17 protein-coding genes are annotated in these 24,486 nt (G+C 71.9%); 8 read left to right on the forward strand and 9 right to left on the reverse strand.

What is annotated here, in order from left to right:
* Positions 1–14: 14 nt before the first annotated feature.
* The gene (locus tag DEI88_RS11665; RefSeq protein WP_111011631.1) at positions 15–338 is read right to left on the reverse strand and encodes a hypothetical protein; all 324 of its coding nucleotides are present in this window, start codon (positions 336–338) and stop codon (positions 15–17) included.
* Between the two features lie 157 nt (positions 339–495).
* Here DEI88_RS11665 and glgX point away from each other — a divergent pair, with 157 nt between their 5' ends.
* The 3 genes from glgX to treZ are packed head-to-tail and all read left to right on the forward strand — an operon-like array spanning position 496 to position 6,982.
* Positions 496–2,769: a glycogen debranching protein GlgX gene (gene glgX / locus DEI88_RS11670; RefSeq protein ID WP_111027588.1), complete on the forward strand. Its 2,274-nt coding sequence runs from the start codon at positions 496–498 to the stop codon at positions 2,767–2,769.
* Positions 2,766–5,198, forward strand: a complete 2,433-nt coding sequence (treY, locus tag DEI88_RS11675) for a malto-oligosyltrehalose synthase (RefSeq protein ID WP_258374911.1) — start codon at positions 2,766–2,768, stop codon at positions 5,196–5,198. The genes glgX and treY overlap by 4 nt, the downstream gene beginning before the upstream one ends.
* A complete protein-coding gene (gene treZ / locus DEI88_RS11680; RefSeq protein ID WP_111071281.1) occupies positions 5,195–6,982 on the forward strand; it encodes a malto-oligosyltrehalose trehalohydrolase in 1,788 nt (595 codons plus the stop codon). Before treY ends, treZ begins: the two co-directional genes overlap by 4 nt.
* A 1,463-nt stretch (positions 6,983–8,445) precedes the next feature.
* Here treZ and DEI88_RS11685 read toward each other — a convergent pair.
* The 7 genes from DEI88_RS11685 to DEI88_RS11715 all read right to left on the reverse strand — a co-directional run bounded on the left by DEI88_RS11685 (position 8,446) and on the right by DEI88_RS11715 (position 16,250).
* Positions 8,446–9,225 carry a polyprenol monophosphomannose synthase gene (locus tag DEI88_RS11685; RefSeq protein WP_111071280.1) on the reverse strand — a complete coding sequence of 260 codons (780 nt, stop codon included), beginning with the start codon at positions 9,223–9,225 and terminating at the stop codon, positions 8,446–8,448.
* A 51-nt stretch (positions 9,226–9,276) separates the two neighbouring features.
* Positions 9,277–10,053 (reverse strand): class F sortase, encoded by a 777-nt coding sequence (locus DEI88_RS11690; RefSeq protein ID WP_146246003.1) that lies wholly within the window; start codon positions 10,051–10,053, stop codon positions 9,277–9,279.
* Positions 10,050–11,201, reverse strand: coding sequence for a family 8 glycosyl hydrolase (locus DEI88_RS11695; RefSeq protein ID WP_181441162.1), 1,152 nt, complete (start codon positions 11,199–11,201; stop codon positions 10,050–10,052). Before DEI88_RS11695 ends, DEI88_RS11690 begins: the two co-directional genes overlap by 4 nt.
* 22 nt (positions 11,202–11,223) lie before the next feature.
* On the reverse strand, positions 11,224–12,063 hold the full coding sequence (locus tag DEI88_RS11700) for a DUF4397 domain-containing protein (protein WP_111011591.1): 840 nt from the start codon (positions 12,061–12,063) through the stop codon (positions 11,224–11,226).
* 80 nt (positions 12,064–12,143) lie between these two features.
* On the reverse strand, positions 12,144–14,129 hold the full coding sequence (locus DEI88_RS11705; protein WP_111071277.1) for an ArnT family glycosyltransferase: 1,986 nt from the start codon (positions 14,127–14,129) through the stop codon (positions 12,144–12,146).
* Positions 14,126–15,649, reverse strand: coding sequence for a glycosyltransferase (locus tag DEI88_RS11710; RefSeq protein ID WP_181435450.1), 1,524 nt, complete (start codon positions 15,647–15,649; stop codon positions 14,126–14,128). Before DEI88_RS11710 ends, DEI88_RS11705 begins: the two co-directional genes overlap by 4 nt.
* Complete coding sequence (locus tag DEI88_RS11715; protein WP_111027602.1) at positions 15,642–16,250, reverse strand: GtrA family protein; 609 nt, start codon at positions 16,248–16,250, stop codon at positions 15,642–15,644. Before DEI88_RS11715 ends, DEI88_RS11710 begins: the two co-directional genes overlap by 8 nt.
* A 178-nt stretch (positions 16,251–16,428) precedes the next feature.
* Between DEI88_RS11715 and DEI88_RS11720 the strand changes: the two genes are divergently transcribed.
* The 4 genes from DEI88_RS11720 (at position 16,429) to DEI88_RS11735 (ending at position 20,713) form a co-directional block, all read left to right on the forward strand.
* On the forward strand, positions 16,429–17,433 hold the full coding sequence (locus DEI88_RS11720; RefSeq protein ID WP_111011594.1) for an aldo/keto reductase family protein: 1,005 nt from the start codon (positions 16,429–16,431) through the stop codon (positions 17,431–17,433).
* Between the two features lie 160 nt (positions 17,434–17,593).
* Positions 17,594–18,154: a YceI family protein gene (locus DEI88_RS11725; protein ID WP_111011595.1), complete on the forward strand. Its 561-nt coding sequence runs from the start codon at positions 17,594–17,596 to the stop codon at positions 18,152–18,154.
* A 1,015-nt stretch (positions 18,155–19,169) separates the two neighbouring features.
* Entirely contained in the window at positions 19,170–19,736 is a 567-nt protein-coding gene (locus DEI88_RS11730) for a TIGR03086 family metal-binding protein (RefSeq protein ID WP_111071275.1), read from the forward strand.
* Positions 19,733–20,713 carry an aldo/keto reductase gene (locus DEI88_RS11735; RefSeq protein ID WP_111071274.1) on the forward strand — a complete coding sequence of 327 codons (981 nt, stop codon included), beginning with the start codon at positions 19,733–19,735 and terminating at the stop codon, positions 20,711–20,713. The genes DEI88_RS11730 and DEI88_RS11735 overlap by 4 nt, the downstream gene beginning before the upstream one ends.
* Before the next feature lie 117 nt (positions 20,714–20,830).
* Here DEI88_RS11735 and DEI88_RS11740 read toward each other — a convergent pair whose 3' ends face one another.
* Entirely contained in the window at positions 20,831–21,751 is a 921-nt protein-coding gene (locus DEI88_RS11740) for an oxygenase MpaB family protein (protein ID WP_111071273.1), read from the reverse strand.
* Between the two features lie 70 nt (positions 21,752–21,821).
* Here DEI88_RS11740 and DEI88_RS11745 point away from each other — a divergent pair, with 70 nt between their 5' ends.
* Positions 21,822–23,507, forward strand: a complete 1,686-nt coding sequence (locus DEI88_RS11745) for a long-chain-fatty-acid--CoA ligase (RefSeq protein ID WP_111071272.1) — start codon at positions 21,822–21,824, stop codon at positions 23,505–23,507.
* Positions 23,508–24,486: the final 979 nt, after the last annotated feature.

The following is a 24,486-nucleotide window of genomic DNA, read 5'->3' on the forward strand; positions in this document are numbered from 1 at the left end:
GCGCCTCCCGTCCGCTACTTCTTGAGGGCGCGCACCAGCTTGCGCAGGACCGTGCCGACGGTCCACGCGAACGGCGTCGCGACCGCGAGCAGGGCGATGATGTTCGGCTCGAACACGAGCGCACGACCGGGGCGGCGGACGTACGCACCGACGGGGATCGACGCGCTGCCGCCCCCGCCACCGCCGTTTTCGTCCTGGTCACCGCCGGCGCCGAAGCCGTACCACCCGATCGACACGGGCACGATGGTGGCGTCACCGACCTCGATCGGGTCGCCGTAGTTCGTGGCGACCCCGAGCGGGCGGACCTTGTCGGCGAGCTGCGCCGCGATGTTCGTCATGCGCGCGAGGCTACTCCCGAGCATCGGCGGGAGCACGGGCGCCCCGGCCGTCCACAGGGGAACGGGACCGCCGACCGTCCACAGGCGTGGCTGCGCTCCGGACATCGCCGAGCGGTGCCGATAGGTTGGGCCGGTCATCGACCAGGAGGTCCCGCTTTTGCAGACTTGGCCCGGCAACCCCTACCCCCTCGGTGCGACGTACGACGGCAGCGGCACGAACTTCGCGATCTTCAGCGAGGCCGCCGAACGCGTCGAGCTCTGCCTCTTCGACGACGACGGCACCGAGACCCGCATCGACCTGATCGAGGTCGATGCCTACGTCTGGCACGCCTACCTGCCGAACGTCGGTCCGGGGCAGGAGTACGGATTCCGCGTGCACGGCGAGTACGCCCCGGAGCGCGGGCATCGAGCCAACCCGAACAAGCTCCTGCTCGACCCCTACGCCAAGGCGACCAGTGGAGACATCGACTGGGACCAGTCGCTGTTCTCTTACACCTTCGGTGCGCCGGACAGCCGGAACGACGAGGACTCGGCGTCGCACATGGTGAAGGGCGTGGTCATCAACCCGTTCTTCGACTGGCAGGGCGATCGACACCCGAAGGTCCCCTACGGCGAGACCGTGATCTACGAGGCCCACGTCAAGGGCCTGACGAAGACCCACCCGGACATCCCCGAGGAGCAACGGGGCACCTACGCGGGCGTCGCGCATCCAGCGGTCATCGGGCACCTCAAGCGGCTCGGGGTCACCACGCTCGAACTGATGCCCGTGCACCAGTACGTGAACGACTCGATCCTGCAGCAGAAGGGCCTCAGCAACTACTGGGGGTACAACACGATCGGGTTCTTCGCCCCGCACTCGCACTACTCCGCCAGTGGGGACCGTGGGCAGCAGGTGCAGGAGTTCAAGGCGATGGTCCGGACCCTGCACGACGCCGGGATCGAGGTCGTGCTCGACGTCGTGTACAACCACACGGCCGAGGGCAACCACCTCGGACCCACCTTGTCGTTGAAGGGCATCGACAACGCGGCGTACTACCGCCTGATGGACGACGACCAGCGGTACTACCGCGACTACACGGGAACGGGGAACTCGCTCAACGTCCGGCACCCGCACTCGCTCCAGCTCATCATGGACTCGCTCCGGTACTGGGTGACCGAGATGCACGTGGACGGCTTCCGGTTCGACCTCGCCGCCGCGCTCGCCCGCGAGTTCTACGAGGTCGACCGCCTGGCGACGTTCTTCGAACTCGTGCAACAGGACCCGATCGTGTCGCAGGTCAAGCTCATCGCGGAGCCGTGGGACGTCGGGCCCGGCGGGTACCAGGTCGGGAACTTCCCGCCGCAGTGGACCGAGTGGAACGGGCGGTACCGCGACACCGTGCGCGACTTCTGGCGAGGCGAGCCGTCGACGCTCGGTGAGTTCGCCTCGCGCATCTCCGGATCCGCCGATCTGTACGAGCACGACGGGCGCCGCCCGGTGGCCAGCATCAACTTCATCACCGCCCACGACGGCTTCACGCTGCTCGATCTGGTCTCCTACAACGACAAGCACAACCAGGCCAACGGCGAGGACAACAACGACGGCGAGAGCCACAACCGATCCTGGAACTCCGGGGTCGAGGGCCCCACCGACGACCCGGAGATCACGGCGCTCCGGCTCCAGCGACGCCGGAACTTCCTCGCGACGCTCCTGCTCAGCCAGGGCGTGCCGATGATCCTGCACGGCGATGAACTCGGGCGCACGCAGCTCGGCAACAACAACGTGTACGCGCAGGACTCGGAACTGAGCTGGATCGACTGGGCGCACGCCGACCAGGAGCTCATCGACTTCGTCGGCGAGGTCGTCCGCCTCCGGCGCCACCACCCGACGTTCCGACGGACCCGGTACTTCAACGGCCGACCCGTGCGCCGCGGGCAGGACGAGCCGCTGCCGGACATCGTCTGGCTCACCCCGGAAGGCGACGCGATGCAGCCGGAGGAATGGGACTCCGGCTTCGGCAAGAGCGTCGGGGTGTTCCTCAACGGCGACGGCATCCGCGGCCGTGACTCCCGCGGCGGACGCGTCACCGACGTCAACTTCCTCATGTACTTCAACGCCCACTCCGAGACCGTCACGTTCACGGTGCCGTCCGACGAGTACGCCCACGCGTGGAAGATCCGGATCGACACGGCCGACCCGGGCGAGAAGGGCGACATCGTCGCCGCCGGAGAGCCGCTCGACGTGCCGGCGCGCTCGATGCTCGTGCTCCGCGCGGAACCCCCGCAGGAGCCGACGAGTACACCGGTGTCGACGACCACCACGAGCGCTCCGACCGCGACCCCGACCGCCCCCGACGGCGTCGACACCGCGACGGAGGCCATGACCGCCACCCCGCCGGGCACCCCGCGCCCGGCACCGACCGCCGATGCCGGCAAGGGAGACCCGACGTGACCTCGACCCACAACGAGCAGGCAGCGGTGCCCGCTCGCCGTCCGGGAGGCGCGCGTCGCGTCCCGGACTCCACCTACCGCCTCCAGGTGACCGCCGACTTCGACCTGACGGCCGCCGCCGAGGTCGTCGACTACATCGCCGCGCTCGGTGCCGACTGGGTCTACCTGTCCCCGGTCCTCCAGGCCGAAGCGGGGTCCAGCCACGGCTACGACGTCGTCGACCACTCCCGGATCGACGTGTCCCGCGGCGGCGACGACGCGTTCCGCGCACTGACGACCGCTGCGCACGCGGCCGGGCTCGGGGTCCTCGTCGACATCGTGCCGAACCACATGGGCGTCGCGGACCCGGCGTCGAACCCCTGGTGGGAAGACCTGCTGACCCACGGGCGGGACTCCGCCGTGGCCGACGCGTTCGACGTCGACTGGGCCGCGGGCGGCGGACGCATCCGCGTGCCCGTGCTCGACTACGACCTCGAGAACAGCACCGAGGACGGCCTGGACGCCATCACGCTCGAGGGCGACAAGCTCATGGTCGGGACGACCGCCTACCCGACCGCCCCGGGGACCGTGAACCCGGGCGACGACGTACGCACCGTCCACGACCGCCAGCACTACGAGTTCGTGCACTGGCGTCGCGCCGACCACGACCTCAACTACCGCCGGTTCTTCGCCGTGAACACCCTCGCCGCGATCCGGGTCGAGGAGCCCGAGGTGTTCACCGCCTCGCACGGCCTCATCGGGCAGTGGTTCCGCGACGGTCAGGTCGACGGTCTCCGCATCGACCACCCGGACGGCCTGTACGACCCGGCGGGGTACCTCGACGACCTGGCCGAGTTGACCGGCGGGGCGTACACCCTCGTCGAGAAGATCCTCGAGCCCGGCGAGGAGCTGCCCGCCTCGTGGCCCGTCGACGGCACGACGGGCTACGACGCCCTCGGGTACGTCGACCGCCTGTTCGTCGACCCGGCCGGCGCGGAGCCGCTCGGCGCGCTCGACTCGCGGCTGCGCGGCGAACGGGACGCCTTCCGGTGGGACCTCCTGACGCACGGCACCCGGCGCGACGTGACCGACGGCATCCTCGGCAGCGAGGTCGCCCGACTGACCCGTCTCCTGGCGCCCGAGGTGCCCGACGTCGACCCTCGTGTCATCGAGGACGCCGTCGCCGAGGTCACCGCGTCGTTCGGCGTCTACCGGACCTACCTTCCGGAGGGCGCACACGACCTCGTCGAGGCCCTGGAGACCGCGTGCGAGCGCCGTCCCGACCTCGACCCCGTGATCGACCGGATCGCCCCGTTCCTCGCCGACCCCGAGCACCCGGCGGCGATCCGCCTGCAGCAGACGTCGGGGATGGTCATGGCGAAGGGCGTCGAGGACTCGGCGTTCTACCGCTACTCGCGCCTGACGAGCCTGAGCGAGGTGGGAACGGACCCGAGCGTGTTCTCCATCACGCCGACCGAGTTCCACCGCGCGCAAGAGGGTCGCCTCGCCGCCTGGCCGCACGCCATGACCACACTCACGACCCACGACACGAAGCGGAGCGAGGACACCCGCGCCCGCATCGCGACGCTCGCCGAGCTGGGTGACGAGTGGGTCGCCGCGTTCGAGCGTCTGAACGCCCTCGCACCGCTCGAGGACGGCGTGCTCGCGAACCTCCTCTGGCAGGCGATCGTCGGCGCGCGGCCCGCCTCACGCGAGCGGCTGCACGCCTACGCCGAGAAGGCCTCGCGTGAGGCCGGGAACACCACGACCTGGACCGCCCCGAACGAGCCCTTCGAGGAGCGCATGCACGCGCTCGTCGACGCCGCGTTCGACGATCCGGAGGTGGTCGCGGAGCTCGACGCGATCGACCGTCGCATCGAAGCCGCCGGCTGGTCGAACGGCCTCGGCATGAAGCTCGTGCAGCTCGCTGGCCCCGGCGTCCCGGACGTCTACCAGGGCACCGAGCTGTGGGACCGCTCCCTCGTCGACCCGGACAACCGACGACCCGTGGACTACGCCGAGCGACGACGTCTCCTCGTCGCCGTGGAGGAGGGCGCACTGCCCCCGGTCGACGCCTCCGGCGCGGCGAAGCTCCTCGTGACCTCGGCCGCCCTGCACCTGCGCCGCGACCGGCCCGAGCTCTTCACGCGGTACCTGCCGGTGCCGGCCTCGGGCGTCACCGCGGACCACGTCGTCGCGTTCGACCGCGGCGGTGCCGTGGTCGTGGCCACGCGCCTCCCGATCGGACTCGAACGGACCGGCGGCTGGGCGGACACGATGATCCACCCCGTGCCGGAGGACCGCATCGACGTCCTCACCGGCCGGACGTTCCGGGCGGGACGCGGTATCGCCGTGGCCGACCTGCTCAGCACCTACCCCGTCGCGCTCCTGGCGCCGGCGGCCAACACGACGGACGAGCCCTCGGGCGTCACGATGGAAGGCCACGCATGATCCCCGAACCGCCCGCCGGAACCGTCCGCACCGGCTCCTCGTTCCGCTCTGGACCGATCCGTGCCGGCCGGTACGAGGTGTGGGCCCCCGACGCCGACCGCGTGCGGTTGGTCGTCGATGGCACGGACCACGAACTGACCCGCGACGACCACGACTGGTGGAGCACGGATGCCGTCACGCCCGTCGTCGGCGCCCGGTACGGGTTCCGACTCGGCGACGACGACGCGGTGGTCCCCGATCCGCGCACGCTGTCGCAGCCCGACGGCGTCCACGGGCTGTCCGAGGTGATCGACCTCGACGCCTTCTCCTGGAGCGACGAGGGCTGGACCGGGCGTCCGGCCCGGGGCGCCGTGATCTACGAGATGCACGTCGGCACCTTCACTCCCGAGGGCACGCTCGACGCCGCTGCCGCCCGCCTCGAGCACCTGGTCGCGCTCGGCGTCGACCTGGTCGAGGTGCTGCCCGTCAACGCGGTGAACGGCATCTGGAACTGGGGGTACGACGGCGTCGACTGGTTCGCCGTGCACGCTCCGTACGGGGGCGCCGCCGCGTACCAGCGGTTCGTGGACCGGGCGCACGCACTCGGTCTCGGCGTCGTGCAGGACGTCGTCTACAACCACCTCGGGCCGAGCGGGAACTACCTGCCGCTGTTCGGGCCGTACCTACTCGCCGGGCTCGGCAACACCTGGGGCGACTCGGTGAACGTCGAGCAGCCCGAGGTCCGGGCGTTCGTCCTCGACAACGTCCGCATGTGGTTCCGGGACTTCCACGTCGACGGGCTCCGGCTCGACGCCGTGCACGCCATCCGCGACACCACCCGGCCGCACGTCCTGGCACAGATGGCCTCGGAGACCGACGCGTTCGCGCAGTGGATCCGGAAGCCGCTGTCGCTCATCGCCGAATCGGACCTCAACGACCCGATCATGTTCCGCCCGCGCGAGGCCCACGGCTACGGGCTGACCGGGCAGTGGTCGGACGACTTCCACCACGGTCTCCACGTCGCGCTCACGGGTGAGACCACCGGGTACTACGCCGACTTCGCACCACTCGCCGCGTTGGCGAAGGTGCTCGAGCGCGGGTTCCTGCACGACGGCACGTGGTCGTCGTTCCGAGGACGTCGACACGGGCAGCCGATCGACACCGAGACCGCGCCCACCACGGCGCTGGTCGTCGCGAACCAGAACCACGACCAGATCGGCAACCGCGCCACGGGCGACCGCCTGGCGGAGCACCTCGACGAGGCCGGTCTGGTGGTCGCCGCCGCCGTGACCCTGCTCGGGCCGTTCACGCCGATGCTGTTCATGGGCGAGGAGTTCGCCGCGTCGACGCCGTGGCAGTTCTTCACGTCGCACCCCGAGCCGGACCTCGGCATCGCGACGGCGAAGGGTCGCATCGAGGAGTTCGAGCAGATGGGGTGGGACCCGGACATCGTCCCCGACCCCCAGGACCCCGAGACGTTCCGACGGTCGAAGCTCCGGTGGGAGGAGACCCTCGAGGGGCGTGGCCGTCGCGTCCTCGATGCCTACCGGGCGTTGATCGCGCTCCGTCGCCGTGAAGAGGCCCTGGTCGACTGGCGCTTCTCGTCCAACAGCGTCCGGTTCTCCGAGGACGACCGCTGGCTGGTTCTGACGCGCTCGGACATCCACATCGTGGTGCACTTCGGGGACGCCGCTGCCTCGGTGCCCGTCGTGTCCGGCGCCGAGGTGCTCTTCGCCACGGATGGTGCCACCGCCTCGGCCGACGGCGTGGAGTTCACCGGCCGGGGCGTCGTCGTCCTGCGCTGACCCGTCCGTTCCGCGGAGTGGGGCGGGGCGGGGCGGGTACGCCCCGCCCCTGCTCTGCCCGTCCGCACGTGGGGCCGGGTGCCGTCCCGTCCCCGCACCGCGCTCGGGGATGAGCACCCGGTCGCCCCGCGCCGCCCCGCTCTGCCCCTCTGCGCGTCACAAGTCCGCACGCGCTCGCTGCCGGCGGCGCCTGCCTCCTTGCTGGCCGCGCGGCCGCCCGGTCCCCCGCCCCCTGGCCCCATGGCCGCATCGCCGCCTGGCCGCCTGGCCGCCTCGCCGCCTCGCCGCCTGGCCGCCTCGCCGCCTGGCCGCCTCGCCGCCTGGCCGCCTGGCCGCCTCGCCGCCTGGCCGCCTGGCCGCCTGCTGGACTACCCGCTCTGGTGCGCCTTCCCGCCTGCGCCCCCACCCTCGGCTCCGCGTCGACAACGCAGGAAAGCGACGCCGGGATCGAGCCCCACCGGACGCACCGCGACGGGATCTCCTGACTTGTCGCCTCCCGGGCGTGCCCTCACCTGCGGCGCTCCGCTGCCCCCACGGGCGCCGCCGCGTCGGCAACTCAGGTGATCGACGCCGGAACCGGCCCGCACCGGGGGCAGCGCAACGAATTTCCTGAGTTGTCACCTCCAGGGCTCCCGATCGCCCCCACTCGCGGGATTCGCCGCCTCGTTCCTCGCGCTTCCGCGCCGCTCGCCCTCGCCCGCCTCCCGCAAGCGGACAACTCAGGAAATCAACGCCGGTCGCCGCCCACACGGCGGGCAGCGCAACAGTCCTCCTGAATCCTCGGCTGCGCGGGGGCGGGCGGCGGCGGCGGCGGACGGAGGACGGAGGACGGAGGACGGAGGACGGAGGACGGAGGACGGAGGACGGAGGACGGAGGACGGAGGACGGAGGACGGAGGACGGAGGATCTCGCGTGCACCACCAGGTGCGCGCGGACGCCGCGGCATCGCCCGCACGTCCACGTCCACGTCCACGTCCACGTCCACGTCCACAACGCAGGAGAACCCACGAGCCCACGGGAACGCGGCGGAGCGCGCGACCGATCCTCCTGAGTTGTCGCGTCTCGCGCGCCGGCGGCCCCCGGATCCCGATCGACCGCCCGCGGCCCGGACCGACAGTGGGACCGCGCCCGCTCACGTCGACAGCGCAGGAAGCGGCGCACGCCATGGCGACGCCCGGGAGGCCCGGCACCGGTCCTCCTGCATCGTCACCAGAGGAGGGGGACGCTGGCACGGTGCCCACGCTCGGCGGGCCCGACCGGCGTCCCACGCCGTCCTCGCTCGCGTCGACAACGCAGGAAGCTCCAAACGCCATGGCGATGGCCGGGAGGCGGGGGCACCGGTCCTCCTGAATTCTCGCCAGAGGAGGGCGACGGTGAGCGGGGCGGCACCGCGCCGCGCCGGCGCCGCCCCGCGCCCGAGCCACGCCGCGCCGCGCCCGACCTCCGCCGCGCGCGGGCGAGAGCTACGCCGCGACGTGCGCGTTCGCGCGCACCGACGGCAGCCGCCGCCGGTGCAGCACGAGCGACTTCACCTCACGGATCCTGCGGTCGACGCCCCACTTCGTCACGAGGGTGAGCGACTCGCGGACGATGTTCCCGCTCATCTTGGACACGCCGAACTCGCGCTCGGTGAACGTGATGGGCGTCTCGACGACGCGGAGCCCGGCTTCGAGCGCACGCCAGCACAGGTCGACCTGGAAGCAGTACCCGCGCGACGCGATCCCGGTCAGGTCGATGCGTCGGAGCGCGGGGGCGGTGAACACGCGGAACCCGCCGGTGGCGTCGTGCACCGCGATCCCGAGGGCGAGGCGGGAGTACAGGTTGCCACCGCGCGAGAGCAGGGACCGGTGCCAAGGCCAGTTCTCGACCTCGCCGCCGGGGACCCAGCGGGAGCCGAGCACGAGGTCGTTCGTCTCGGACAGCTCGAGCATGTGCGGCAGGTACTCGGGGTGGTGCGAGCCGTCGGCGTCCATCTCCACGAGCCGCTCGTACCCGCGCTCGAGCCCCCAGGCGAAGCCGGCGAGGTAGGCGCCGCCGAGACCGTTCTTCTCGGCCCGGTGCAGCACCCGCACTCGCGGGTCCGCGGCGGCGAGCTCGTCGGCGATGGTGCCGGTGCCATCGGGCGAGTTGTCGTCCACGACGAGGACGTCGACACGGTCCGATGCCCGCAGCGTGCGTGCGACGATGGCCCGCACGTTGTCCTTCTCGTTGTACGTGGGGATGACGACGAGGGCGTCGTTCATGCGTGGTGTCTCCTCGGTGGGCACGAACGGACGATACCGTTCACGCACCGCTCAGTCGTTCGCGAGGTCTGCGAACACGATCAGGTTGTCGACGTAGTGACCGGTCGCGCGGTCGAACGCGCCGTCGCAGGTGATGAGCCGCAGCTCGGGCGTCGGGGTGGGGCCGTAGACGTCGTTCGTCGGGAACGCGGTCTTCGGCGCTCGTTCGGTGCCGGTGACCGTGAAGTGGATCGTGGTGCCGTCCGACATGCCGACCGCGATGTCGTCTCCCGGGGCGAGTTCGTCGAGCTTGAAGAACACGGCTGCGCTCGTGATCGAGTCGACGTGCCCCGCGATGACCGCCGGTCCGGTGTGCCCGGGGACGACGCCGTCGCTGAACCACCCCGCGTCCATCCACTGGGTCGGCGGTTGCAGCGCGCCGCTGGCGTCCTTGTGCAGGTGCTCGAGCGATGCGTCGACACCGATGGACGGGACCTCGACCCGCGTCGGTGTCGCGTCTGCCGCGGTCGTGGGGGCGCGGTTCGCGGTCGGGTCCTGGAGGCCCGGGGCCGCGTTGGTCCCACCGCCGCCAGACGAGCGCGACGAGCCCGAGGACCCGGACGAGCGCGACGACCCGGACGAGTCGGCACCGCCAGCGTGAGCGCCAGCCCCGGACGACCGCGGCGCACCGGAGGCACCCGCGCCATGCGCGCCCGCCGCAGCCGACGTACCGGTGGCGCTCGGAGCCTCCCGGCCGGCCGCCACCGCGGTGGCGACCCCGGCACTCCCACCGACCACCACGAGCGCGGCGGCGCCGGTCACCCACATCCAGCGGGGCAGGCGGATCACGACGCGCCGCCCGAGTTCGTCGCGCAGCCGCCGAGGACGTCGGAGGTGAGCATCGTCGCGCCGAGCGCGGCCCACGCGTCGCCGTAGTACGTGTGCGTCGTGGCCGCGGTGCGGTCGGCGCGGAGCAGGTCGCGCGACGCCGCGGTGGTCGACCCGGTGGCCTGCTCGCTGGCGGCGCGAGCCGCGTAGGCGAGCGCGCTCGTCGAGTCGGTGACCGCGGTGCCGCCGAGGTCGAGCTGCGCGGCGAGCTGGGTGTTCCGCTGGAGGGTCGGTGCGATCGAGCCGGCGAGCGCCCGGTCCGACGCGGTGCACGACTCGGCGTACCGGAGCGGCATGCGCATCGCGTCCCACCCGTAGACCACGGGGCCGCCGGTGCCGTTCGCGGACGGCATGGGGTCGACGGTGCCGTCCTGGTGGACCTGCGACCAGTCGCTCGGCAACGCCGCGTTCGCCAGGATCGTCCCGGTGACGGCGTGCGAGCCGCGTTCGAGCTGCTCCCATCGCGGGTCGCCGGTGGCCTTCGCGAGGACCGCGAACGCGACGGGTGATGCGTACGACGCGTCGTACGCATACGGCTGGCCTGTCGCGGCCCACGGGCCGGGCAGGAGGATCCGCCCGACGTCGGTCTGGGCGGTCTCACGATCGAGGATCGCCGACGCCATCTGCTTCCCGGCGGTCGTGTACGACGGCCGGTCGAACCGCTCGCCGGCGAGCACGAGGGCGCGTGCGGCGTCGAGGTCAGCGTCGCTCGCCGACTGCTCGTCCGCGGTCCCGCCCGCCGTCGTCCACCGCCAGGCGAGCAGGTGGTCGTCGCCCTGGAGGTGCTGCCTCGTCCACGACCAGATGCTGCGGAACCGCCGCTGGTCACCCGATGCGAGCGCGACGAGCATGCCGTACGCCTGCCCCTCGCTCACGGTGTCGCCGCCCTGGTCGGTCCGGACGACGCGGCCGCCCCGCACGTACCGGTCGAGGAAGTCCTCGCGGAGCGTCGCGGCCGATCGCCGTCCGCCCGGGGCCGAGCCGGACGTTGCGGTGGAGGCCGGTTGCGCCGCGCGCTCGGTGTCCGTCGATCGGCCCGGGGCCGTCGCGACGATCGCGATGCCGATGGTCAACGCGACCGCGACGACGGCCACGAGGGCCGAGGTCATCCACTGTCTCCTCGTCATGCGGTCAGTGGGCCAGCCCGTGGAGGAACCGGATCACCGCGTGTTCGAAGCGCGTGAACGGCCCCTCGGCGGCGGTGCCACCCCCACCGGTCTGGACCCCGCCGACCGGGGCCGAGGCCGTCGCGGCGCTGTCGACGACGGGCACCACCGTGAGCTTGCCGGCGCTGTTGTCGAGGACGAAGAGCGTCGAGACGGTGCCGCTGCCGAGGTCGACCGAGGCCGTTCCCCGCTGGCCTCCGCCGGACACGTTCAGGGTCCACTTGCCGGCGTCGACGGTGGCGTACTGCGTCGCGGTACCGAACCGGGCGTCCTGGGCGACCGTCGTGCCGGTGGAGGTCTTCACGTCGATCTCCTTGGCGTTCGTCGCGGCCTGCACGAGTCGGAGTCGCGCCTGGCCGTCCCCCGGCTTCGTGAGGTCGTCGGCGAACGCCGTGGTGCGCAGCCGCTTGTTCTTGCCGTAGGCGACGACGGTGGTCGGCGAGCCGGCCTTGACGGTGACGTCGGTGGAGATCACCGGCGTCGAGTCCGGCGAGTCCGCCGCCCGCATCGACAGCACATAAGTCCCGGCGGGGAGCTCCTTGTAGGGGCTCACCTGGCCGTACTCGACGTCGTCGAGCTCGAACACCTTGGCCCCGCCGGACAGGTTCGACAGCTGCACGTCGACCCCCTTCGTGTCGGGCGACAGGTGTCCGACGCGGAGCCAGCCGTCGGGCTGGGCGGCGGCGTTCGCGGGGGCGCCGACGCCGACGGTGGCGGCGACGACGACACCGGCGACGGCGCCGGCGATGGTGAGGCGCCGGGCGCGGAGCGTTCGGGTGGGCGTCGTGGTGGTTCGGGTGGACATGAGGGCTCCTCCTGCGGAATCGGGTCCGCGTCGGTTGTCGGCGTCGTGGTGGTGCGGGGGCCAGGGAAGCCCCCGCACCGTCACGGCGTCGAGGTGACGACCGTGGTCGCCGGGTCGATCGCCGAGAAGGTGATCGTCAGGGTGTCACCGGAACGCAGGACGCGCTTCGGTTGGAACGTGCCGGTCATGGCCTGCAGCGTCTTCTGCATGCGCAGGGTGGCAGCGCTCGAGGTGCCGTGGACGACGAGTCGGCGGAAGGTCTGGCCGGTCTCGCCGGGGAGCGGCGTGAACGTGTCGAGGCGCACGGTCTGCGCGGCGAGCAGCTGACCGAGCACGAGGATCGCCCGTTGGTCGACCTGGCCCGCGCGCAGCTGACTCGCGGCCTCGTCGGTGGCGTGCAGGCCGGGGTTCCGCGCGAGCTGCGTGCCGAGCGTCTTCCGGACGTCCGCGGCACGGGTGATCTCCGTCCGTGCTGCCGTGTGGCCCTCGGGGTGGATGCGGCGCACGTCGACCTCTTGGTCGCCGGTGCCGAACGAGGCGACGATGCTCGAGTTCGCGATGGCGGCGTGGACGTCCTTCGAGCTCGTGCCGCCGGTGCGCATCGAGTCCGTCGTGACGACGTAGTCCGAGTCCCGCCACCCGTCGGGCGACTGCCGCTCGACCGCGCCGTCGGTGTCGAGCTTGTAGTACCAGATGACGTTGTCGCGGGCGAAGCCGTCGTGGACGAGGTCCACCCACATCGCGTCGTCGACGAGCAGCCGCGAGCTCTTCGGCACGTTGCCGCCGACCCAGTTCTCGGCCTGCTGCATCGGCTTGTCCAGGTCGGCGAGGAAGAACCCGCGGAGCTGCACGGTCCACAGCGGGACGGCCACCACGAGGGCGGCGGCGCACGCGACGAGCCAGGTGAGCCCGACCGCCCGACGAGCGCGGACCCGACGGCGTCCCAGACCCATGACGGCGATCACCGCACGCTCGGCGGTGTACGCCACGAGGACCGCACCGATCGGGATGAGCATGATGACGTACGGGACCGGAAGGTAGCCGTTCGGTCGGAACATCATCGCGAGCAGGAACACCAGGAGCGCGGCGATCGGCCGGACCCGGCGCAGGAACAGCCCGACGACCGCTGCGGCCGAGCCGAACACGATGAACACGGGGTCGAGGTCCCACCACTGGGACACCGCCTTCGACGCCAGGCTCGACGGGTCGAAGATCGATCCGCTCGCGTTCCTGGAGCCGAGCTGGTAGGTGATGCCGTCGAGCAGGCTGACCTGACCGGAGCGCGGCAGGAGTTCGCCCTTGACCGCGGCGAGCATGATGTACCCGCCGCCGATGATGGCGAGCACGGCGCCGGCGACGCTCAGCGCGTACCGCCGTGTCGAGGGGTCGGCGCGGCGGATCGCGATCCAGGCGACGAACGGCAACGCGAGCAGGTAGGTCTCCTTGCTCAGCACCGCGACCCCGAGGCACGCGGCCGCCGCGGTGAAACCGGCGAGCTGCTGTCGTCGGCTCAGGGCGAACACGAACGCGGCGATGAGCCACGGCGTCGCGACGTTGTCGATGTACACCGTGCGGTGGTACTGCACGGCGAGCGGGGACAGCGCGAAGAGCAGCCCGGCGACGGTGGCGCCCGCCCGCGACAGCCCGAGCTTGCGTCCGAGGACGAACAGGAGCGCGGCGGACACCACGGCGAAGAACACCATGGCCTCGCGGGCCGCGTCGACCGCGTACGGGTAGCGCAGCCACGCGCCGGTCAGCTGCGTGTACCCGGCGATCTGGATCCAGCCGAGCGGCGGGTGGTCGTACCAGTACGTGTAGTGCGTCAGTTCGCCGAGGTGGCCGATGGCCCAGGCCTGCGCCGTGTAGGTGCCCTCGTCGTCGATGCGCTGCGGGGTCCCGGTCATGTTCCAGGCCTGCACCACCGCGGTGATCGCCAGGAGTGGGGCGACCCAGACGAGACTCGCGCCGTGCCGGGCGACCCACGTCGCGATGAGCGACTGGTCACGGAGGGCACGACCGGTCCCGATGTTGCCGGCCGCCGGGGTGTGTGTCGCGCTCGCGGTCATCGGTCGCCTCCTCGGGTGGTGTCCGCGCCGGCCATCGCCAGGACGCCGTGCGAGCTGGTCGGTGCCGCCACGTCCTGGGTCACCGCGGATGCGAAGCCCTGGACGGCGGCGGGACGGTGCTGGTTCGTGTGCTCGGTCTTCTCCCAGGCGTTGAGACCCTGCAGGTGCCGGACGACCGCCCGGACGGCGGCGGCGGCGAGGAAGATCTGGTACGGCACGAGGCCGACGACGAGCTTGACGTAGTCGCGGATGCGGACCTTCTCCTGGTAGATGCGGCCGAACTCGTTGAGCCCGACCACCTCGACGGCCAGGAGCATCAGGGTGGGCGCGACGGGGATGAAGCTGATGAGCGCGATGACCGTCGGCACCTTGACGAACACGATCATGAGGACGCTCAGCGGGATGAGGAGCCCCGTCGCCGCCTGGATGAACGGCATGGTGAGCAGGTACCGGGCGAAGAACCGCTGCTTCGCGCTCGGGAGCTGCTTCCACTCCCCCTTGCCGAGCACCTGCAGGAACCCCTGGTTCCAGCGCGTGCGCTGCTTGAGGAGGGACGCGAAGGTCGGCGGGGTCTCCTCGCGGGTGACCGCCTCCGGGCTGTAGGCGACGACCACCTTGGCGCCGTCGGCGGACAGTCGCACGCCGAGCTCGCAGTCCTCGGCGAGGCAGCCGGCGTCCCAGCCGTTCGACCAGTCGAGGCGTTCCTTCGTGACGAACACGGTGTTGCCGCCGAGGGGGATGAACTTCGACTCGGCGTGGAAGTGCAGGCGGGACCGGAACCAGAAGTAGTACTCGAGGACGTTCCGCAGGCTCCACCAGCTCGACCGGAAGTTCATGAGCTGCACGCCGCCCTGCACGACGTCGGCGCCGGTCTCCTGGAACCGGGAGTCGACGAGCGTGAGCAGGTGGGGGTACACCTCGTCCTCCGCGTCGAACACGCCCACGACGTCGCCGGTCGCGTGCTGCAGGGCGAGGTTCATCGCCTTCGGTTTGTTCTTCGGGGCGGTGTCGTCGACCACGACCCGGATGAGGTCCGGGTGGCGTCGGGCGGCGGCCCGGACGACGGCGTCGGTCTCGGGGTCGTCCTCGCCGACGATCGCGATGATCTCGAAATCGGGGTGGTCCTGCCGGGCGAGCTGGTCGAGCGTCTCGCCCATGACGTCCTGTTCGTGCCGCCCCGGCACCAGGAGCGTGAACCGGTGGGCCGCGGGACGAGGGCTCTGGCTGAAGCTGGTCTGCCGCAGCGCCTCGCGCGACCGCCACGCGTGCAGCATCCACCAGAGGGTCGACAGCGCCACCACGGTCAGGAGGATCGACACGGCGATGAGCGCCGAGTACCCGATCCACTCCCCCAGGCTCCACACCGCGTGGTGGGTGGACCCGGAACCGCCGGTCGGCACGGACGTGGTGCCGCGGTTCGGGGTGTCGGTCGCGGGCGCGTCGTGACTCGGCTTCAACAGCGGGCCCGCCGCCGTGATGCGCGAGATCGACGCGAGCGCCGCGACTGCTGTGTCATTCATCAACCGGTGCCTCCTTGATGCGGAAAACGACTGCCTTGTAGGCGACGAAGCGGAAGATCGTGCCGAGCACGAGGCCGACTCCGTTGCCGGCGACGTTGTCGGCGAGGGTCGAGGTGAAACCGAGCAGGTAGTGGGACACGAAGAGGCACCCGGTCGCGATGCCGAGCCCGATGAGGTTCGACAGGACGAACAGGGCACCTTCGCGAGCCGTCTCCCGACGGTTCGCGGTCCGCTGGGACCGGAACGTCAGGAACCGGTTGCCGAGCCACGCGACGAGGGTCGCGACGGCGACGGAGACGATCTTGGCGCCGACGGGCTTGTCGTCGAGCACCGTGGCGCGGAGCAGGTTGTAGACGCCCACGTCGACCACGAAGGACACGCCACCGACCGCTCCGAACGACGCGAGCTCCCGGACGGCCGCGGCCTTCGGGAGGCGCCGACGAACCGAGGGCAGGGGGCGCCGACGCACGGCCGGCGGGAGGCGCACCGCACGGGGACGGGACCGTGGGACGACGGGTACGCCTCCGGTCACCGCCTCCACGAGGACGTCCGCCGTCCCCTGAACGGGTCGCCCCTGGACGGGGGTGGTTGCTCGGGTCATGACACCCATTCGAGGGTGGTCCCCGCGATGGTTTGGGCCGGGTACAGACATGTGCAGGCCATTGCCAGGGCCGCGTCACCCGACGTTCACATCCCCGACACACGCCGGCAGGTCGGCCGGGAGGCCCGGGGCGCCCTCCCGAGCGCCGGATCGGTACCGTTCCGGTAGCGTCCGGAGCATGGAATTCCGATACCTCGGCAACAGCGGACTGAAGATCTCCGAGATCACCTACGGCAACTGGCTCACCCACGGGTCGCAGGTCGAGAACGACGTCGCGACGCAGTGTGTGCGCGCGGCCCTCGACGCCGGCATCACCACGTTCGACACGGCGGACACGTACGCGAACACGGCCGCCGAGACCGTCCTCGGCGAGGCGCTCAAGGGTGAGCGGCGACAGTCCCTCGAGGTCTTCACGAAGGTGTACTGGCCGACCGGCCCGAAGGGGCACAACGACGTCGGCCTCTCGCGCAAGCACGTCCTCGAGTCGATCGACGGTTCGCTGCAGCGCCTCCAGACCGACTACGTCGACCTCTACCAGGCGCACCGTTACGACCACGAGACGCCCCTCGAGGAGACCATGCAGGCCTTCGCCGACGTGGTGCGGCAGGGCAAGGCGCTCTACATCGGTGTCTCCGAGTGGACCGCGGACCAGATCCGCGCCGGACACGAGCTCGCCCAGCAGCTCGGGTTCCAGCTCATCGCGAACCAGCCGCAGTACTCGATGCTCTGGCGCGTGATCGAGGGCGAGGTCATCCCGACCTCGAAGCAGCTCGGGCTGTCGCAGATCGTGTTCTCCCCGATCGCCCAGGGTGTGCTGACGGGCAAGTACAAGCCGGGTCAGCCGCTCCCCGAGGGCTCCCGCGCGACGGACGAGAAGGGCGGCGCGCAGATGATCTCGCGCTGGATGCGCGACGACGTGCTCGAGCGCGTCCAGGCCCTGCAGCCGATCGCGGACGACCTCGGCCTGTCGATGGCGCAGCTGTCGATCGCGTGGGTCCTGCAGAACGACAACGTCGCGTCGGCCATCATCGGGGCCTCCCGGCCGCAGCAGGTCGTCGACAACGTCGTCGCGGCGGGGGTGACCCTCGACGCCGAGGCGATGCAGCGCATCGACGACGCCATCGGCTCGATCGCGGAGCGCGACGCGTCGAAGTCGGTCTCCCCGACCTCCCGTCCGGCCTGATCCAGGCGGTCGGATCGCACGGCGACACGCCCGTCCCGACCATTTAGTAGTCGCTACAACCTTCTTCGGCGATCCCGGGTTAGACTGCCGACCGATGCGCTTGCATCGACCAGCGGTCACCGGGCCGCGACGAACGTCCCAGCACCACGAGGAGAACTCCATGGCCATCACCGCCGCCGCCATCCCCGGCTACATCGCCGGCACCTGGAAGCTCGACCCGACCCACTCCGAGGTCAGCTTCTCCGTCCGCCACCTCGCCATCAGCAAGGTCAAGGGCACGTTCCAGACCTTCGACGTGACCGCCGTCACCGCCGAGAACCCGCTCGAGTCGACCATCGAGGCGACCATCGACATCGCCAGCGTCAAGACCGGCCAGGAGGCCCGCGACCAGCACCTCGCGACGAGCGACTTCTTCGCCGCGGACGAGCACCCGCAGATGGTGTTCCGCTCGACGGGCATCCGGGAGCACGGCGACGACCTCCTCATCGACGGCGAGCTCACCCTCCGCGGCGTCACCAAGCCCGTCACGCTGAAGACCGAGCTCGGCGGCATCACCACCGACGGCTACGGCCAGACCAAGCTCGGCGCCGAGGCCACCACGAAGATCGACCGCACCGAGTTCGGCGTGAACTGGAACGCGGCGCTCGAGGCCGGCGGGTTCACGCTCGGCAACGACGTCACGATCACCCTCGACATCCAGCTCGTCCTCCAGGCGGCCTGAGTCACCTCCCTCGGGGCCGCAGGCCCACCGGGACACGGAGCCCCGACGCGTGCGCGCGTCGGGGCTCCGCCGCGTCGGGGTCCGGGTCCGGGTCCGGGTCCGGGTCCGGGTCCGAGTCCGTTCCGGGTCCAGGTCCGGGTCCGTGCAGGACGGGAGACTTGCGGCGGCCCTGCTGCGTCCCTCCAAGCAGCGCACGCCTGGACCGTCGACGCAACGCGGGCGCCGCTCCCATCCCGTCGCGGATGCGGGCCCCGCTCCGCCGCCGACAACTCAGGACGGAAGGCAGGGGACGGAGCCGCCACGCCCCTCCCGGCCGAGGATTCCTGAGTCGTCGACGCAAGGGTGCGCCGCCGCCCTCCCATCGCAGCGCCGCCCCGTCCCGCTGGCCCCGTCCGCATCCGCCCCGCCCCTCCACCCCGCTCCGCCGCCGACAACTCAGGACGGCAGGCAGGGGACGGAGCCCCCACGTCCCTCCCGGCCGGGAATTCCTGAGTCGTCATCGGACGGGGATCTGCTGGACACGCTCTCGCTGCACCGCCGCCCACCCGCGCGCGCACGCTGCACCTCCTCCGAACCGTCGGCGGCACCCCGCGGCCCTCCCCCACCGGCATGCGGGCAGCCTGGTGACAACGCAGGACAGGAGGTCCGCGGCAGCCCTGACCCGTCCCTCCCGACCGCGTGTTCCTGATCTGTCGACGCGACATGGCCGACGGCCCGCGTCGCGCACGCGCGTGCGAGGCGCGCACCAGCGCACCAGCGCACGAGCGCGCGAGCGAGTGCACCAGCGCACCAGCGCGCCGGCTCGCCGGCGCCCATGGCGAACCACCGACGCCACCGCATCCGCGCACACCCACCGCGCCCGCGCACACCCACCGCACCCACTGCACGAGTAACGTGGTGACGCCCGACCAGCAGGACGCGCCCGGGCCGAGACCGCGGGGAACACGCCGCCCGCCGGGCACGTTGCCCCGCAGGCACCGCATCCCGCACCAGGACCCGAGACAGGAGCCCGACCATGGCCTTCGACTGGATCACCCTGCAGGCGCTCGCGGCGGCCGAGTTCGGCCGTCGCCTCGAGCAGGTCACCGACTGGGAGGCCCCGACGCCCGACACCGAGTGGTCGACGCGCGACCTCGTCACCCACGTCATCGACGAGCAGCGGTGGATCCCACACCTGCTCGCCGGCCACGACCACGAACAGGCGCACGACGAGCTCGAGCCGATCGGCGAGGACCTCGTCGCCGCGTGGGCCCGGTTCTCGACCACGGCGACGGACGCCTGGCGGAACACCCCCGACGACACCCCCGTGCACCTGGCGACCGACACCGTGCGCGCCGCGGAGTACCTCGCCGAGCAGACCTCGGACATCACGATCCACACGTGGGACCTCGCCCGCGCCACGGGTTCGGACGAGCACCTGCCGCTCGAACTCGTCCAGGCCGTGTGGACCGTCTTCGAACCCCAGATCGACTCGCTCGCCGCGAGCGGTCTCTACGACGCACCAATCCAGGTCGACGACGACGCCCCGCTGCAGACGCGGCTGCTCGCCGTCACCGGCCGCGACGAGAGGATCACCGCATGAAGACCGTCCGACTGGGCAACTCGGGACTCGAGATCAGCGCCGGCGTGCTCGGCATGATGAGCTACGGGGACCCCGGCAGGGGTTCGCACGAGTGGAGCGTCGGCCTCGACGACGCCCGCCCGTTCATCCGCCGCGCGTACGAAGCGGGCATCACGACGTTCGACACCGCGAACGTGTACTCCCTCGGCTCGAGCGAGGAGATCACGGGCACCGTCCTCAAGGAGCTCGCTCCACGCGAGGAGGTCGTGATCGCCACCAAGGTGTTCAACCGCATGCGCGAGGGCCGCAACGGCGCCGGCCTGAGCCGGGTGTCGATCATGCACGAGATCGACGCGTCGCTGCAGCGGCTCGGCACCGACTACGTCGACCTCTACCAGATCCACCGCTTCGACCCGAACACGCCGATCGAGGAGACGATGGAGGCCCTGCACGACGTCGTCAAGTCCGGCAAGGCCCGGTACATCGGCGCCTCGAGCATGTGGGCATGGCAGTTCGCCGAGATGCAGCACGTCGCCGAGCGGCACGGCTGGACGAAGTTCGTGTCGATGCAGGACCAGGTGAACCTGCTCGAGCGCGAGGAGGAGCGCGAGATGCTCCCCTTCTGCGAGGCCACCGGCGTCGGCGTGATCCCGTGGAGCCCCCTGGCCCGCGGCAAGGTCACCCGCCCCTGGGGTGAGGGCGGCACGAAGCGCGAGGGCACGGACGAGTTCGGCAAGACGCTCTACAAGCAGGGCGAGGAGTCGAACAAGGCGATCGTCGACGCGGTCGCCGCGATCGCGTCGGAGCGCGGGGTCACCATGGCGCAGGTCGCGCTCGCCTGGGTGGCCGGCAAGTCCTCGATCACGGCCCCGATCATCGGTGCGACCAAGGAACACCACATCGACGACGCCGTCGCGGGCGTGGAGCTCGAACTCACCACCGACGAGATCGCCCGGCTCGAGGAGCCCTACACGCCCCGGTACCCCTCCGGGTTCTGAGCGTCCGTCGCGGTCGTGGGCCGCGCCTCCAGGCCGTCTGGTCGGGAGGCGCGGCCCACGTCTGTCAGCCGTCCCGCGCATCCAGGCCGTCCGGTCGGGAGGCGCGGCCCACGTCCGTCAGGCCGCCTGCTGTTCCGCGCGGAGCCGGTCGATGCGTGCCAGGGCGACCCGCTCGGTACCGCTCCGCCCACCGAGCACCCTGCCGATGCCGTCGAGCACGAGCCGCGTCGAGGCGATCGCCGGCGCGGGCAGCGGTCCGACGCCCGGCGCCCGGAGGCCGAGGAGCTTCCGGTGCCGCGGGTCGAGCGACGCCACCGCGCCGTCGAACAGCACGCGGTACCCGGGCCGGAGCATCCGGGACAGGGGCGGGTTCCGGATGAACGAGACGACCTCGTGCGTGCGGTCCGTGACGGCGAGGTCCCCGCGGTCGAGGTACCCGTCGAGCTGGGCGCGCAGTTCCTCGTCGGACTCCGGCGGCCCGTCCACGCGCATGAGTCGCCCTGCCGTCGCCCACTCGCGCACGTAGGCGTCGGCGCCGCCGGGGATGCGCTCGCCCCAGAGCTCGGCCGTCCGCAGGAACGAGTCCGCGAACGCCAGGTGCACCCAGCGGAGGAGGTCCGGGTCGTTCGCGCTGTAGGGGCGGGTGACGCCGTGGGCGTCCGTGAACTCGCCCCGGACCCGCTCGTGCAGCCGGAGGACCCACTCGCTCGCAGCCGTCGCCGTCGCGGTGTCGCCGTGCGAGACGGTGTAGATCCAGCGGATGGTGCCCGCGAGCCGGCCGAAGGGGTCCTCGCGGTAGCGGGAGTGGTCGGCGACTCCGGCGAGCGCCCCCGGGTGCAGCGCCTGCACGAGGAGCGCCCGCACGCCCGCGACGATGGTGGACATGCCGGCGTGCACCGCCCACGTCGCGGAGTCGGGGCCGAAGAAGCCCTCGTCGGTGCCGTGCTCGAGATCGCCGATCCACTGGGGCCGCTCGGTGGCGCTGCCCGTGAACGTGGCGTTGAGGCGATCGCGCATCGCCGTGGCCAGGGAAACCATGCAGGGATCGTCCCTCGCACGCCGGGGAGTCGCCTGAGCGCGGGCATCGGGCCGCCTCTAGGGTGAACGGGTGAGCACCGACACGCCACGGCCTTGGCAGCGCAGCTACGCCCCTGGAGTCCCGTTCGACATCGACGAGCCCACCGGGTCGTTGCTCGACCTCGTCGAGGGCTCCGCGGCCCGCTACCCGCGCAACGTCGCCCTCGAGTTCTTCGGCGCGACGACGACCTACCGGGAACTGCAGGCGCAGATCGAGCGCGCGGCCCACGGACTGCAGCAGCTCGGGGTCGGAGCGGGCGACCGCGTCGCCATCGTCCTGCCGAACTGCCCGCAGCACGTCGTCGCGTTCTACGCGGTGCTCCGGCTCGGCGCGATCGTCGTTGAGCACAACCCGCTCTACACGCCGCGGGAACTCCGGCACCAGTTCGAGGACCACGGCGCCAAGGTGGCGATCGCGTGGGACAAGTCGGTGGCGACGCTCCAGGACTTCCCGATCGACCTGGCGCTCGACGCGATCGTCTCGGTCGACATGACGCGTGCGATGCCCCGGTCCACCCGGGCGGCGCTCGCGCTCCCCGTCGCGAAGGCGCGCGAGTCCCGTGCGAAGCTGACGACGAAGGTCCGCGGGACGACGCGCTGGGAGTCGCTCGTCGACGGCCGCCGGCTCTCCCGGAGGCACCCCCGCCCGGCGACCACCGACACGGCGCTCATCCAGTACACGTCCGGCACGATGGGGAACCCGAAGGGCGCGGTCCTGACGCACCGGAACCTGCTGGCGAACGCGGCGCAGGCGCGGGCGTGGATCCCCCAGATCAAGCCCGGTGACAGCGTTGTCTACGCGATCCTGCCGATGTTCCACGCCTACGGCCTGACGCTCTGCCTGACGTTCGCGATGAGCATGGCGTCGCGGCTCGTGCTGTTCCCCGCGTTCGATCCGCAGCTCGTGCTCGCCGCGATGAAGCGCCATCCGCCGACGTTCCTGCCCGCGGTGCCGCCGATCTACGCCCGACTCGAGCACGCCGCTGGCAAGAAGGTCTCGCTGCGGGGCATCGAGATCGGCATCTCGGGTGCCATGCCGCTCTCGCAGGCCGTCATCGAGCCGTGGGAGGCCAAGACCGGCGGCGTCCTGGTCGAGGGGTACGGCCTGTCCGAGACGTCCCCCGTCATCATGGCGAACCCGGTCTCCGACGCTCGGCGACTCGGCACGATCGGCCTCCCGTTCCCGTCGACCGACATCCGCGTCGGCGACCCGGACGACCCCTCGAAGGACGTCCCGGTCGGGCAGCCGGGCGAGCTGCTCGTCAAGGGTCCGCAGGTGTTCCAGGGCTACTGGGGGCGCGCAGACGCAACGGACGAGGCCTTCACGACCGACGGCTGGTTCCGTACGGGTGACATCGTCTCGATCGACGAGGACGGCTTCGTGTCGATCGTCGACCGACTCAAGGAACTCATCATCACGGGCGGCTTCAACGTCTCGCCGTCCGAGGTCGAGGACACGCTCATCCGCTCCCCCCTGGTCCGCGAGGTCGCCGTCGTCGGCATCACCACGGGCGGCAACGAGCAGGTCGTGGCGGCGGTCGTGCCCACCGACCCCGCCACGTTCTCGGCCGACGCGCTCCGTGAGTACGCCCGGGAGCACCTCGCCCCGTACAAGGTGCCGCGTCGCGTCGTGGTGGTCGAGGACCTGCCCCGCTCGATGATCGGCAAGGTGCTCCGGCGCAAGGTGCGGGACCGCATCACCGGCGCGGACGCGTAGCGGCGGCGTCGCGCGGCCCGGTGGCGCTGCCCGGCGGCGTCGCGCGGTCCATTGGCGCTGCCCGTGGTACGGCCGTCGCGCGCGGATTCCGGGAGCCAGCAGCTGCCAGGCAGACAATTCAGGAAAATGACGCCGGGGGGACGCCACAGGCCCGCCACCCCACCTGTTCTCCTGAGTTGTCCGCCTCCGGCGACGAGACGTACCGCGCCCTGCGCGTCCACGACGTACCGGGCGCACGCCGCACCTCCCGACGGCTGGCGGACGAACAATCAGGAACCGGACGCCGGGAGGGACGCCACGGGCCCGCCACCCGACCCGCTTTCCTGAACCGACGTCCCCGCGCGGTAGCCGCTGCTGCCGCCGCCGGCGACAAGTCAGGAAGCGGCCGTCGCGAGGGGCGCTGCAGAGCCACCAACGGGCTCGCATTCCTGATTTGGCCACACCATGGCGACGGACGCGCCGGGCCCACCACGTCCCCACCTCCCGACTTGCGCCGACCTGCCCAGCCCGCGCCGCGCCGCGCCGCGGACGACGGATCAGGAACACGACACCGGGAGGGACGCCGCGGCACCGCCGGCCGCTCGCGTCCCTGAATCGGCCACCCATGACGACGGCCGCACCGCGCCCGCCTCACCCCCATCGACGACGCGCGCCGACCAGCCGACCCCGACCCGCGCCTCCCGGCTCCGGCACCAGCCCTGGCCGCGGCACAGCCCGGCCCTGGCCGCGGCACTGCCCGGCGCCGGCCGCGGCACTGCCCGGCGCCGGCCGCGGCACTGCCCGGCGCCGGCCGCGGCACAGCCCGGCGCCGGCACCAGCCCTGGCCGCGGCGCAGCCCGGCGCCGGCCGCGGCACTGCCCGGCGCCGGCCGCGGCGCACCCGCGGCCCGCCGCGGCCTCCGCCCCAGCACAGCGCCGGCAGGTGACAGATCAGGAACACGGACCCGGGAGGCACGCGGCGAGCCCGCCACCCGGCCCGC

Source organism: Curtobacterium sp. MCBD17_003, from assembly GCF_003234885.2.
GTDB lineage: Bacteria > Actinomycetota > Actinomycetes > Actinomycetales > Microbacteriaceae > Curtobacterium.